The sequence below is a fragment of the Streptomyces sp. NPDC054842 genome (assembly GCF_053611025.1).
Map to the genome: position 1 here is coordinate 11,991 of NZ_JBSGZN010000006.1, position 12,769 is coordinate 24,759.

12 protein-coding genes are annotated in these 12,769 nt (G+C 69.4%); 8 read left to right on the plus strand and 4 right to left on the minus strand.

Annotated elements, in window-relative coordinates; translation table 11 throughout:
* Nucleotides 1-71 precede the first annotated feature (71 nt).
* The 3 genes from ACWGIS_RS06520 to rplI are packed head-to-tail and all read left to right on the plus strand — an operon-like array spanning nt 72 to nt 1,421.
* Nucleotides 72-674, plus strand: a complete 603-nt coding sequence (locus ACWGIS_RS06520; protein ID WP_453361282.1) for a single-stranded DNA-binding protein — start codon at nt 72-74, stop codon at nt 672-674.
* 45 nt (nt 675-719) lie between these two features.
* Nucleotides 720-956: a 30S ribosomal protein S18 gene (rpsR, locus tag ACWGIS_RS06525; RefSeq protein WP_003949403.1), complete on the plus strand. Its 237-nt coding sequence runs from the start codon at nt 720-722 to the stop codon at nt 954-956.
* Between the two features lie 18 nt (nt 957-974).
* Nucleotides 975-1,421 (plus strand): 50S ribosomal protein L9, encoded by a 447-nt coding sequence (gene rplI, locus ACWGIS_RS06530; protein ID WP_121404978.1) that lies wholly within the window; start codon nt 975-977, stop codon nt 1,419-1,421.
* Between the two features lie 142 nt (nt 1,422-1,563).
* Here the strand turns inward: rplI and ACWGIS_RS06535 are convergent, their stop codons facing one another.
* The gene (locus ACWGIS_RS06535; protein ID WP_453361283.1) at nt 1,564-2,901 is read right to left on the minus strand and encodes an MATE family efflux transporter; all 1,338 of its coding nucleotides are present in this window, start codon (nt 2,899-2,901) and stop codon (nt 1,564-1,566) included.
* Nucleotides 2,902-3,360: 459 nt separating this feature from the next.
* On the opposite strand from ACWGIS_RS06535, the gene dnaB reads away from it, so the two are divergent.
* Together dnaB and ACWGIS_RS06545 are read left to right on the plus strand one after the other, a co-directional pair.
* On the plus strand, nt 3,361-4,839 hold the full coding sequence (gene dnaB / locus ACWGIS_RS06540) for a replicative DNA helicase (protein WP_402381066.1): 1,479 nt from the start codon (nt 3,361-3,363) through the stop codon (nt 4,837-4,839).
* A gap of 179 nt (nt 4,840-5,018) precedes the next feature.
* The gene (locus ACWGIS_RS06545) at nt 5,019-6,404 is read left to right on the plus strand and encodes a serine hydrolase domain-containing protein (RefSeq protein ID WP_453361284.1); all 1,386 of its coding nucleotides are present in this window, start codon (nt 5,019-5,021) and stop codon (nt 6,402-6,404) included.
* Between the two features lie 65 nt (nt 6,405-6,469).
* Here ACWGIS_RS06545 and ACWGIS_RS06550 read toward each other — a convergent pair whose 3' ends face one another.
* Nucleotides 6,470-6,922 carry an N-acetyltransferase family protein gene (locus ACWGIS_RS06550; RefSeq protein ID WP_453361285.1) on the minus strand — a complete coding sequence of 151 codons (453 nt, stop codon included), beginning with the start codon at nt 6,920-6,922 and terminating at the stop codon, nt 6,470-6,472.
* A gap of 61 nt (nt 6,923-6,983) precedes the next feature.
* Nucleotides 6,984-7,442, minus strand: coding sequence for a MarR family winged helix-turn-helix transcriptional regulator (locus tag ACWGIS_RS06555; protein WP_453361286.1), 459 nt, complete (start codon nt 7,440-7,442; stop codon nt 6,984-6,986).
* A gap of 141 nt (nt 7,443-7,583) precedes the next feature.
* On the opposite strand from ACWGIS_RS06555, the gene ACWGIS_RS06560 reads away from it, so the two are divergent.
* Nucleotides 7,584-8,792 carry an MFS transporter gene (locus ACWGIS_RS06560; RefSeq protein ID WP_453361287.1) on the plus strand — a complete coding sequence of 403 codons (1,209 nt, stop codon included), beginning with the start codon at nt 7,584-7,586 and terminating at the stop codon, nt 8,790-8,792.
* A 129-nt stretch (nt 8,793-8,921) separates the two neighbouring features.
* A complete protein-coding gene (locus ACWGIS_RS06565; RefSeq protein WP_453361288.1) occupies nt 8,922-9,344 on the plus strand; it encodes a GlcG/HbpS family heme-binding protein in 423 nt (140 codons plus the stop codon).
* A gap of 68 nt (nt 9,345-9,412) precedes the next feature.
* On the opposite strand, the gene ACWGIS_RS06570 is transcribed toward ACWGIS_RS06565, so the two are convergent.
* Nucleotides 9,413-10,279: a GNAT family N-acetyltransferase gene (locus ACWGIS_RS06570; protein WP_453361289.1), complete on the minus strand. Its 867-nt coding sequence runs from the start codon at nt 10,277-10,279 to the stop codon at nt 9,413-9,415.
* 902 nt (nt 10,280-11,181) lie between these two features.
* Between ACWGIS_RS06570 and ACWGIS_RS06575 the strand changes: the two genes are divergently transcribed.
* Nucleotides 11,182-12,768, plus strand: a complete 1,587-nt coding sequence (locus tag ACWGIS_RS06575) for a globin domain-containing protein (protein WP_453361290.1) — start codon at nt 11,182-11,184, stop codon at nt 12,766-12,768.
* Nucleotide 12,769: the final 1 nt, after the last annotated feature.

Genomic DNA, 12,769 nt, shown 5'->3' on the forward strand with positions numbered 1-12,769 from the left:
AGCTCAGCTGATCTCGGGATCCGAGTAGCAGCACCAAGCAGCCAGCAGCAAACCCGCCGAGAGGTTCCCCCATGGCAGGCGAGACCGTCATCACGGTCGTCGGCAATCTTGTCGACGACCCCGAGCTGCGCTTCACCCCTTCCGGTGCGGCGGTCGCGAAGTTCCGTGTCGCGTCCACCCCCCGCACCTTCGACCGTCAGACCAACGAGTGGAAGGACGGCGAGAGCCTGTTCCTGACCTGCTCGGTCTGGCGTCAGGCGGCGGAGAACGTCGCAGAGTCGCTCCAGCGAGGCATGCGCGTGATCGTGCAGGGCCGGCTGAAGCAGCGGTCCTACGAGGACCGTGAGGGCGTCAAGCGCACGGTCTACGAGCTGGACGTCGAGGAAGTCGGCGCCAGCCTGAAGAACGCCACGGCCAAGGTCACCAAGACCACCGGTCGAGGCGGCCAGGGCGGTTACGGCGGCGGCGGTGGCGGCGGCCAGCAGGGCGGCAGCTGGGGCGGAAGCTCCGGCGGCGGTCAGCAGGGCGGCGGTGCTCCCGCCGACGACCCCTGGGCGACCAGCGCTCCTGCCGGTGGCGGCAACCAGGGCGGCGGCGGTGGCGGCGGCTGGGGCGGAAGCTCCGGCGGCTCCGGCGGCTCCGGCGGCGGCTACTCGGACGAGCCCCCCTTCTAAGGGCGGGTTCGTACCCCCACTTCTTGATCACACAGGAGATACACCATGGCGAAGCCGCCTGTGCGCAAGCCGAAGAAGAAGGTCTGCGCTTTCTGCAAGGACAAGGTCACGTACGTGGACTACAAGGACACGAACATGCTGCGGAAGTTCATTTCCGACCGCGGCAAGATCCGTGCCCGCCGCGTGACCGGCAACTGCACGCAGCACCAGCGTGACGTCGCCACGGCTGTGAAGAACAGCCGTGAGATGGCGCTGCTGCCCTACACCTCCACCGCGCGATAAGGGAAGGGTGACAGAAACATGAAGATCATCCTCACCCACGAGGTCTCCGGCCTCGGTGCCGCGGGCGACGTCGTCGACGTCAAGGACGGTTACGCTCGCAACTACCTGATCCCGCGGAACTTTGCGATCCGCTGGACCAAGGGCGGCGAGAAGGACGTCGAGCAGATTCGTCGCGCTCGCAAGATCCACGAGATCGCGACCATCGAGCAGGCCAACGAGATCAAGGGCCGCCTCGAAGGCGTCAAGGTCCGCCTTGCCGTCCGCTCCGGCGACGCCGGTCGTCTCTTCGGCTCCGTCACCCCGGCCGACATCGCCTCGGCGATCAAGGCTTCCGGTGGCCCCGAGGTCGACAAGCGCCGCATCGAGCTGGGCTCGCCCATCAAGACCCTGGGCGCCCACGAGACGTCCGTGCGTCTTCACCCCGAGGTTGCCGCCAAGGTCAACATCGAGGTTGTCGCTGCCTGAGTGCAGCGCTCGGCATAGCTGAGAGAAGGGCCGCACCCCTGGGGGTGTGGCCCTTCTTCATGCTCCGGCTGTCCCCGTGGCGTCAGCGCCGCGGCTGGTTTCACGTGAAACAAGCAGTTTCACGTGAAACACACCAGCGAGGTCAGCGGGTGGCGCCGGTGACGATCCAACGTCCCGACCGGGACCGCAGCCACAACGTCAGCAGCCGCATCGACATCATGAGCGTCATAGCCAGCCAGAGAGCGGTCAGCCCACCGCCCAGGACAGGCACGAGCAGCGCGACGGGCGCGAAGGCCGCCAGTGTCAGAACCATGGCCCCTGCCAGATACGGCCCGTCCCCGGCACCCATGAGGACTCCGTCGAGCACGAAGACGATGCCGGCGATCGGCTGGGTGATCGCCACCACGAGGAGTGCGGGCAACGCGGTGTTCTGGACGACCGAATCGCTGGTGAAGAGTGGCAGGAACAGCGGCCGGGCCAGTACGACCAGCAGGGCGAGGGCGATGCCGACGGCGAGGCCCCACTGCACCATCCGCCGGCAGGCGTCGCGAGCCCCCTCGGCGTCTTCGGCTCCGAGATAGCGGCCGATGATGGCCTGCCCGGCGATGGCGATGGCGTCGAGAGCGAAGGCGAGCAGATTCCACAGCGAGAGGATGATCTGGTGCGCGGCCATGTCCGCGTCTCCGAGCCCCGCCGCGACGGCGGTGGAGATCAGGAGGATCGCCCGCAACGACAGGGTGCGTACCAGGAGCGGGACGCCGGCCTGTGCGGAGGCTCGGATGCCGGCGAGGCGGGGCCGCAGCGAGGCACCGTGCTTGCGGGCACCTCGGACGACGACGTACAGGTAGCTCGCCGCCATGCCGAACTGGGCGATGACGGTGCCCCAGGCGGAGCCGGCGATGCCCAGACCGGCGCCGTAGACCAGGCTCACGTTGAGAACCGCGTTCACCACGAAGCCCGCGACGGCGACGTAGAGCGGTGTCCTGGTGTTCTGCAGTCCGCGCAGTACGCCGGTGGCTGCGAGCACCATGAGCATGGCCGGGATACCGAGCGCCGAGATCCGCAGGTAGGTGACCGCGTAAGGAGCGGCCGTCTCCGACGCGCCGAAGAACTCCACGAGGGCGGGTGCCGTCGGCAGCGTGATGGCGATGACGGTCACGCCGATGAGGAGTGCGAGCCAGATCCCGTCCATGCCCTGACGGACCGCCGCTCGCAGGTCGCCCGCTCCCACCCGCCGGGCGACGGCGGCCGTGGTGGCGTAGGCCAGGAAGACGAAGACGCCCACGGCTGTCATGAGGAGGGCCGAGGCGACTCCGAGGCCGGCCAGTTGGGCGGTGCCGAGGTGCCCCACGATCGCACTGTCGGCCATCACGAAGAGAGGCTCGGCGACGAGGGCGCCGAAGGCCGGAACGGCGAGCGCGACGATCTCTCTGTCGTGCCGGCGCAGGGCGGACCTGGGTGCCGCGGGAGCCTGTGTCATGAGCACCAATCTAATCTTCCACAGGTAAGAGATGCAAACCTTTCTCAACCCTTACTCGGGTGCGGGTGACGGGTGTCGTCGTGCAGTGTTCGAGGAGATCTTGGACTGACCGGGAAAGTTTTTCTTCTGCACAGCCGGTGGACGGGAAGTCCGCAGGTCAGCGCCACTTTCGTGGCAAGACTGAGGGCTTGTTCACAGGGCTGTCCACCGGCTCGTGCACAGGTTTTGCCGGGTTCTCCACAGCATCCGGGCCGTCGTCCACATGGCCTGTGGATAACCAGATTGGCTGACGGTGCCCGCGGGCCTACCGTGGGGCGGCGCCCGCTCCCTCCTCCGTCCTCGGAAACCTGGCAAAACCGACGCGTCAGAACCGGAGTTGGGTCGCTTATTTGTCAGTGCCGTGCCGTAGAAAAGAGGGGCACGGCTAGGTCCGCTCGGCGGACGGGAGGAGGTGGCTCGGTGAGTATTTCCGAGCCCTTGGACGACCCCTGGGCCGACAGCGGTCCCAGTGATCGTCTGCCCGCCTCCCGCCAGCGCCGTGACGGTGGACGGGGCCGTGAGGAGCAGCACGAGCGCGGCCGCGAGAGCGGTGAGTGGGACGGCGGCGGCTCCGCCTTCGAGAGGGTCCCGCCGCAGGACCTGGACGCGGAGCAGTCGGTCCTCGGCGGCATGCTCCTGTCCAAGGACGCCATCGCCGACGTCGTGGAAGTCATCAAGGGCCACGACTTCTACCGGCCCGCCCACGAGACCATCTACACGGCGATCCTCGATCTGTACGCGAAGGGCGAGCCGGCCGACCCCATCACGGTCGCGGCCGAGCTCACCAAGCGGGGCGAGATCACCAAGGTCGGCGGCGCCTCGTATCTGCACACCCTCGTCCAGACCGTCCCCACCGCGGCCAACGCCGAGTACTACGCGGAAATCGTCCACGAGCGCGCCGTCCTGCGCCGCCTGGTGGAGGCGGGCACGCGCATCACGCAGATGGGATACGCCGCCGACGGCGACGTGGACGAGATCGTCAACAGCGCGCAGGCCGAGATCTACGCGGTCACCGAGCAGCGCACCAGCGAGGACTACCTCCCGCTCGGCGACATCATGGAAGGCGCGCTCGACGAGATCGAGGCGATCGGTTCGCGCAGCGGCGAGATGACCGGTGTGCCCACCGGCTTTACGGACTTCGACTCGCTCACGAACGGTCTGCACCCGGGGCAGATGATCGTCATCGCCGCCCGCCCCGCCATGGGTAAGTCCACGCTCGCGCTGGACTTCGCCCGCGCCGCGTCGATCAAGAACAACCTGCCCAGCGTCATCTTCTCGCTCGAAATGGGACGCAACGAGATCGCGATGCGTCTGCTGTCCGCCGAGGCCCGCGTCGCCCTGCACCACATGCGTTCCGGCACGATGACCGACGAGGACTGGACCCGCCTGGCCCGCCGGATGCCGGACGTCTCGGCCGCCCCCCTCTTCATCGACGACTCTCCCAACCTGTCGATGATGGAGATCCGGGCCAAGTGCCGCCGCCTCAAGCAGCGCAACGACATCCGACTGGTCGTCATCGACTACCTCCAGCTGATGCAGGCCGGTGGTTCCAAGCGCGCGGAGAGCCGTCAGCAGGAGGTCTCGGACATGTCCCGAAACCTCAAGCTGCTGGCCAAGGAGCTGGAGATCCCCGTCATCGCGCTGTCGCAGCTGAACCGTGGTCCCGAGCAGCGCACCGACAAGAAGCCGATGGTCTCGGACCTGCGTGAGTCCGGCTCCATCGAGCAGGACGCCGACATGGTCATCCTGCTGCACCGCGAGGACGCGTACGAGAAGGAGTCGCCGCGGGCCGGTGAGGCCGACCTGATCGTGGCCAAGCACCGTAACGGCCCGACGGCGACCATCACGGTCGCCTTCCAGGGCCACTACTCCCGTTTCGTGGACATGGCACAGACCTGACGGGTACGGAGGTACGTCCTCCGGTCCCTGCCGCACTTCCAAGGGCCTTGCCGGACGGATGGCGGCCCGAGGCCGCCCGGGACTCTGCCCGTCGTCGGCTGCGGAGGCCGTTTCAGTTCGCGGCGGGGCTCCGGTGAAATGCGCTCGACGTGGGGTGCAGGGCGGGGTGGACTGGGCGCATGACATCGCCTCAGGAAGAGCTGCTTCCCGCCACCCGTCGAACGCTGCTCCACCGCATCGCCACCGCGCAGGCCGAAGGGCGCGCCCCGTCCCTGGTCGCGACGGTGGTACGGGACGGGCAACCGGTGTGGACGGGTTCGCGCACGTCGGTGGAGGGGCACGGCCCGGACGGGAACGTGCAGTACCGGATCGGTTCGATCACGAAGACCTTCACCGCCGTTCTCGTCCTGCGCCTGCGGGACGAGGGCGTGCTGGATCTCGGCGACCCGCTGGAGAAGCACCTGCCGGGCACCGGCGCGGGGGAGGCCACGATCGCCGAACTGCTCGCGCACACCGGCGGGCTGGCGGCCGAGTCGCCCGCTCCGTGGTGGGAGCGTACGCCCGGCTCGCTGCGTCCCGAACTGGCCGATGTGCTGGGTGAGCAGCCGCTGCGGCATCCGGTCGGTCGGCGGCACCACTACTCGAATCCCGGTTACACCTTGCTCGGCGCCCTGGTGGAGGAGCTACGGGGTGCGCCGTGGGAGGACGTGCTGCGGAGCGAGGTGCTCGAACCGCTCGGCCTGCACCGCACGAGTGGGAGTCCGCAGGCGCCGCATGCGGGCGGCTGGGCGGTGCATCCGTGGGCGGACGTGATGCTTCCCGAGCCCACCGAGGACCTCGGACGGATGGCGCCGGCGGGGCAGCTCTGGTCCACCACCGAGGATCTGGCCAGGTTCGCCGTCTTCCTCGCCCGAGGTGACGACCGGGTGCTCAGTGCGGAATCCGTACGGGAGATGCGTACGCCCGCCGCTCCCGCGGAGGCCGCGGACGTGGCGGCCGGTTCCGCGTACGGACTGGGCCTGCAGATCCAGCATCGTGACGGGCGGATCCTCGTCGGTCATTCCGGGTCCCTGCCGGGCTTCCTCGCCAACCTGACGGTCAGCGTGGAGGACGACCTCGCGGCGGTCGTGCTGGCCAACTGCACCTCCGGGCCGCTGGTGTCGAACCTGGCGGCCGAACTCGTACGCGTGGTGGCGGAGGCCGAGCCGCGCATTCCGGCACCGTGGAGGCCGCTGGCGGAAGTCGACCGTGACGTACTGGAGTTGGCCGGTCAGTGGTACTGGGGCACTCAGGCCTTCGCGCTGCGTCTGTCGGCCGACGAGGGCCTCTCACTGGGGCCGCTGTCCAGCCACGGCCGCCGGTCGCGCTTCCGGTCGAACGGTGACGGTACATGGACGGGGCTGGACGGCTACTACGCCGGAGAGCCGCTACGGGCCGTACGGCGGCCCGACGGGTCGGTGAGCCACCTGGACCTCGGGTCGTTCGTGTTCACCCGTCAGCCGTACGACGAATCGGCTCAGGTGCCGGGTGGCGTCGACCCCGAGGGGTGGCGCGGGATCCGGTAGGCGATGCCGCGGTGAGGGCGTCCTGTTTCACGTGAAACAGGACGCCCTCACCGCTGGAGGGCCGGTCAGAGCGAGAGCTTGAAGCCGACGTGCGAAGCGGTGAAACCGATCCGCTCGTAGAAGCGGCGCGCGTCGGTGCGCGTGACGTCGGAGGTGAGCTGCACCAGCTGACAGTCCTGGCGCCTGGATTCCTCGATCGCCCACTCGATCAGCTGCGTTCCGAGGCCGTTGCCGCGCTCGTCCGCGTGGACCCGTACACCCTCGATGATCGACCGGGTCGCACCTCTGCGGGAGAGGCCGGGCACGATCGTGAGCTGGAGCGTGCCGACGACGCGGCCCTCGCGCACGGCGACCACCAGGTGTTGGTTCGGATCGGCGCTGAGGCGTTCCAGCGCCGCCAGGTACGGCGTCAGATCGTCCGGGGACTCCCGCTGGGCTCCCAGCGGATCGTCCGCGAGCATGGCGACCATGGCGGGCACGTCGTCCGCGGCGGCCGGTCGTATCTCAAGATCTCCCATGACCGCAGCCTAAGCGGGCCTGGCCGCCGCCCGCAGGAACGGGAGGGCTCAGACCCTAGGGCTACGCGGGGACGCTCACGGACTCCACGACCCGGACCAGCGGCGCCAGTTCGGGAACCTTCGCCGCCGCGTCGAGCGCCTCGCGCAGAGCGGCGTCGTTGGTCGGACGCGCCTCTTCGAGCAGCTTGAGGCCCGCCTCGCTGACGTTCGTGTAGATGCCGCGGCGGTCGGTGGGACAGAGGTAGCGGGAGAGGAGCCCGCGGTCCTCGAGCCGGGTGACCAGCCGGGTGGTGGCGCTCTGGCTGAGGACGACCGCGTCGGCGACCTGCTTCATCTGCAGGTGGCCTCCCTCGCCGTCGTGCTGCCGGCTGAGCACGTCGAGCAGTGAGTACTCCCGCGCGCTCAGGTCGTGCTCGGCCTGCAGGGCGCGCTCGATGTGCGCCTCGATCCTCCCGTGCAGCAGAGAGAGGGCGCACCAGCCCTGGGCAAGGGCAGTGAGCGCGGGGTCCGTCGCTGTCATGGCGTTCTCCTCCGTCCCGGGGCGGCTGAAACCAGGATAGAGCACGAGCGCAATAGACCGCGTTTGCATATAGCCCGCGTCTGCAACTATTGTGAACGCACGTTAAGAGCTCCTGCAATCTCTGGGAAGGTGCATCCACGCATGCCTCTCGCGCTCCTGGCCCTCGCGATCGGGGCCTTCGGTATCGGCACGACCGAATTCGTGATCATGGGCGTGCTGCCCCAGGTCGCCGGTGACTTCGGTGTCTCCATCCCCACCGCCGGACTGCTGGTGACCGGCTACGCCCTCGGCGTGGTGATCGGCGCCCCGATCATGACCGCGCTCGGTACGAAGGTGTCCCGCAAGCGGATGCTGATGCTGCTGATGGGGCTGTTCGTCCTCGGCAACCTGCTCTCCGCCGTCGCCCCCGCCTTCGGGCTGATGCTGGCCGGCCGCGTGGTCGCCTCCCTGGCCCACGGAGCCTTCTTCGGCATCGGCTCGGTGGTCGCCGCTGAGCTGGTCGCCCCGGAGAAGAAGGCCGGTGCCATCGCCATGATGTTCAGCGGGCTCACCATCGCCAACGTGGTCGGTGTCCCGCTGGGCACCCTGATCGGTCAGTCCGCCGGCTGGCGTGTCACCTTCGCCGGTGTGGCCGTGCTCGGCGTGATCGGATTCCTGGGCATCGCCAAGCTGGTGCCCGATCTGCCGAAGCCGGAGGGTGTACAGCTCCGCCACGAGCTGGCCGCCTTCAAGAACGTGCAGGTGCTGCTCGCCATGGCGATGACCGTCCTCGGATTCGGCGGCGTCTTCGCGGCCATCACCTACATCGCGCCGATGATGACCCACGTCGCGGGCTTCGCCGAGGGCTCCGTCACCTGGCTCCTGGTCCTCTTCGGCCTCGGCATGGTCGGCGGCAACCTCATCGGCGGCAAGTTCGCCGACCGCGCCCTCATGCCGATGCTGTACGTGTCCCTGGGCGGCCTCGCCGTGGTGCTCGCGCTCTTCACCTTCACCGCGCACAACAAGGTCCTGGCGGCCGTCACGATCGCCCTCATCGGCGCTCTGGGCTTCGCGACCGTGCCGCCCCTTCAGAAGCGGGTCCTCGACCAGGCGCACGGCGCCCCCACGCTGGCCTCCGCGGTGAACATCGGCGCCTTCAACCTCGGCAACGCCCTGTCCGCCTGGCTCGGCGGGCTCGTCATCGCGGCGGGCCTCGGCTACACCGCCCCGAACTGGGTCGGTGCCGTCCTCGCCGGCGCCGCCCTCGTCCTGGCGGTGCTGTCCGCCGGTCTGGAGCGTCGCGCCGGAGGCAGGAGCACGGTCGTCGCGGGTGCCACCCCGTCCGAACAGCCCGCTGCTCTCCACCACTGACCCGGACTCCGCCGGCGCGGGGACAGGGCCGTCCCCGCTCTCCCGGCCCGAAAGTCGCCACCCCTCATGTTCCGCACGAGCGCCGCGTCACGACAGGCGCCCGGAACCACCCCGCAAGGAGAACTCCTCATGACCACGACCGCCGCAGTCGCCCCGCTGACCATCCACGACGCCGAACTCCTCGTCACGGAGGCCCGCCGTGCCGCCGAGGCCGCCGGGGTCACGGTCAGCGTCACCGTCCTCGACGCGGGCGGACACCTGCTCGCCTTCCGGCGCGACGACCGCGCCGTGCTGATCTCCGGCGAGACCAGCACGCGCAAGGCCTACACGGCACTCCAACTGGACTCCGCCACCGCCGACCTGGTCGACGCGGTCCAGCCCGGCGGCCTCTTCCACACGCTGCCCACCGCGCTGGACCGTCCACTGCTGTTCATCGCGGGCGGCGTACCTGTGCACCGTGACGGCCGTCTGATCGGCGCCGTCGGGGTGGGCGGCGGAGCGCCCGAGCAGGACCACGCGTTCGCGACCGCAGCCGTGCAGGCGCTCGCCTGAGACGTCACTGCTCGCTGACGGAAGCCGCCTCCCGCTCATCGGGGGCGGCTTCTGTTTGGCAGAAATGCTCAGCCCGCTGCGACGGTCAGTGGAGCGAAACGCCGTGTCCAGTCGCCGGGCAGCTCCGGAATGCCGTAGGTCATGACGTCATTGAAGGCCACCGGTACCAGGCCGTGGTCCTTCAGCCAGGTCAGGAGTTCGTCGTGCCGGACGTCGATGTCGGTACGCAGCGGGCGGTCCGTGCGCGCCGCGAGCGAGGCGACGAGCGCCTGGGCCGTCTCCGTGTCCCGGGCGATCAGTGGACCGATGACGTGCGTCTCCATGTTCGGCCAGGCGGCCGCGTAGCCGATGATCCGGCCGTTGTCCTCCGCGACGCGCAACTGGTCCGCGAAGGCGGGCAGCCGCGTGAGCACGTGAGTGCGGTTGCAGCCGAACACCTCCTCGTCGAGCCGCACGATGGTTGTCAGGTCCTCGGCGGTGGCGGACCGGGTGGCGATCCGGGGCACCGTGCCGTCCGGCACGAAGCGGCCGCGGATCATCTCGGCGCGACCGGTGGTCTTGAACCCCAGTTCCTCGTAGAGCGGGCGGCCGGACGGGGTGGCGTGCAGCGTCAGCGGGGTGGTTCCCAGCTCCGCGACGACATGGCGCATCAAGCGGCGGCCGACGCCCCGGCGCGCGTGCCGGTCGGCGACCAGCACCATGCCGATGGCACCGAGATCAGGACGGTCCCGGTGCCCGTACTCGGTGACGACACAGGCGGCGACGAGTCCCCCCTCGGGATCGTGGATGCCGTAGCCGGTGCCCGCGGCCAGCAGGAGACCCCACTTGTGTTCTTCGCGGGGCCATCCCCGGTTCTCGGACAGGTCGGCGCAGGCGGTGAGATCGCGGACCGTCAGTCGGTGGATGGGCAGAGCGGTGAGGGAAGGTGTCGACACGCAGGTCAGGCTGTACTAGAGGCACCAGCGGCGTCCACCGGTTTGCGTCCGGACGGCCGCTCTTTCGGCCATCTCGCTCAGAACCGCACACGGTGCTGACAGATGTTTCACGTGAAACACCGAGAAACGTTCTCCACGCCTGAACGGTGAACCCCGGCCAGGCGTACTCCGTGAAGGAACTGGCCTCGGAGTCCATGCCCGACTTCACGTCTTCGGTCTCGGCAGCGCCTTGCCCGCACGGCGGTTCCGCATGGTGCAAGGCCAGTCGGTGGGGCCAACGAGAATTGCAGTGACGAGGCCCAAGGTGTAGATCGCGAACCGACTCTGTGAAGAGTTCGGGGTGAGCCGCACGAACTGCGTCGCGCACAGCGACCTCTTGCCAGACGGGACCTGATCGACGCTGTCCGGCTGTCCGTGGCCGTGATTGCCGATGAGTGCGTGGGGGCCTGGCCAGCCACTCTCCATGGGCGCGGAATCTGCTGGTTGCCATGAATGGGCGCGGCACGCCAGGTAATTGGGGGAATCGGCGGTTCGGCTTGGGCCATTCACGGTGGTTCAAGGGAGGACTTGTCTGTGGGTCCTCGGCCGGTAGGGTCGACTCCGGTTCGTGCCGGTTGCCGGACGGCTTCACGGCTCACGAACGCAGGCCAATGCAGCGTATCGGGACGGAGAGATCGAACACCGTAATTCTCGCTGTGCGGCCGGCAGCAGCCCGGTGGTGGGACGCTGCGAAAAGCGTGCGGCCAATGTCACACTCTCGACTTACTTGTCCGTACGGGGTGGGAACGCGGCTTGAATGTGGCCGTATTGACCGGCAGGACTGAACGGGGACGCAAAGGAAAGCCGTCTGCGGGGGAAAGCAGGCATCTTCCGACCGAGGAAGTGCGCAGACCGACCGAAAGATGTTCGAGGCGAGGCACACCATGGACGCTCCGACCACTACGCCGGCCGACAACGGCACATCCGGCGCCGAAGGCGGAGGCGGCTGGTTCACGCCGCGCACCCAGCCTGAGCCCACCGCCGGGGAAACGGCGGACGCGCCGGAGGGCAACCGTCTGGCGGGGCTGCGGCCACGCGGCAGAGCCTCGAAGGGCGAGAGCGCGCCGGGGCAGGAACGAATAGGGCAGGAGGCCCGGGCGGCGTCCGCAGCCGTGCCGACGGGGATGCCGGGCGCTGCCCCGTCCGCCGACGCGCAGGAGCCCGGCCGGGCCGCCTCCGCCTCCACCCCGCATCCCGCCATCGGACCCGCTCACGAGGGCCTACGGGCAGGGGCAGGCACGGGTCCCGCCGGGATCCGCCGGGACAGTCCTCCCGTGCACGCCGCGACGCCACGGCCGCAAGCACTCGCGCAGCGACCCCGGCCGACACCGACGGCCTCTCCCGACGCCCTGCTGATCCAGCGCACCATGGCCGAGGTCGGTCCGGTCGCCGACAAGGTCACCTCGTACTTCTACGCGCTGCTCTTCGTACGCCACCCCGACTTGCGGCAGCTGTTCCCCGCCGCGATGGACACCCAGCGGGACCGTCTGCTCAGGGCGCTGCTGACCGCGGCCGAGCACATCGACAACACCGACGTCCTGGTGGCGTATCTGCAGAACCTCGGCCGGGGCCACCGCAAGTACGGCACGCGCCCCGAGCACTACCCGGCCGTCGGCGAATGCCTCATCGGCGCCCTGAGCCGGTACGCCTCGTCGGTCTGGGACGAGGAGACCGAGGCGGCCTGGGTACGGGCGTACACGACGATCTCCCAGGTCATGATCGACGCGGCGGCCGCCGACGAACTGCGGGCCCCCGCCTGGTGGCACGCGGAGGTCGTGTCGCACGAGCTGCGGACTTCCGACATAGCGGTGCTCACCGTCCGCCCGGACCAGCCCTACCCCTTTCTCGCGGGGCAGTACGCCAGTGTCGAGACGCCCTGGTGGCCGCGGATCTGGCGGCACTACTCGTTCGCCTCGGCGCCGCGTTCCGACGGGCTGCTGTCGTTCCACGTGAAGGCCGTGCCGGCCGGCTGGGTGTCCAACGCGCTGGTGCACCGGGCCCGGCCCGGCGACGTCATCCGGCTCGGACCGCCCACCGGCACGATGACCGTGGACCACACCACCGGGAGCGGCCTGCTGTGCCTGGGCGGTGGGACCGGGATCGCGCCCATCAAGGCGCTGGTGGAGGACGTCGCCGAGCACGGGGAGCGGCGCCCGGTGGAGGTCTTCTACGGCGCCCGTACCGGCCACGACCTGTACGACATCGACACCATGTTGCGCCTCCAGCGGAGCCATCCCTGGCTGCAGGTGCGCCCGGTCGTCGACCAGCAGGCGCACCTGCAGCTCCCCGACGCCGTACGCGAGTACGGGCCGTGGACCGAGTACGACGCCTACCTGTCGGGACCACCCGGCATGATCCGCAGCGGAGTGGACGCACTGCGGGACATCGGCATCCCCTCGGACCGCATCCGGCACGACTCCGTGGAGGAGCTGGTCGCGGCGGGCAGCTGAT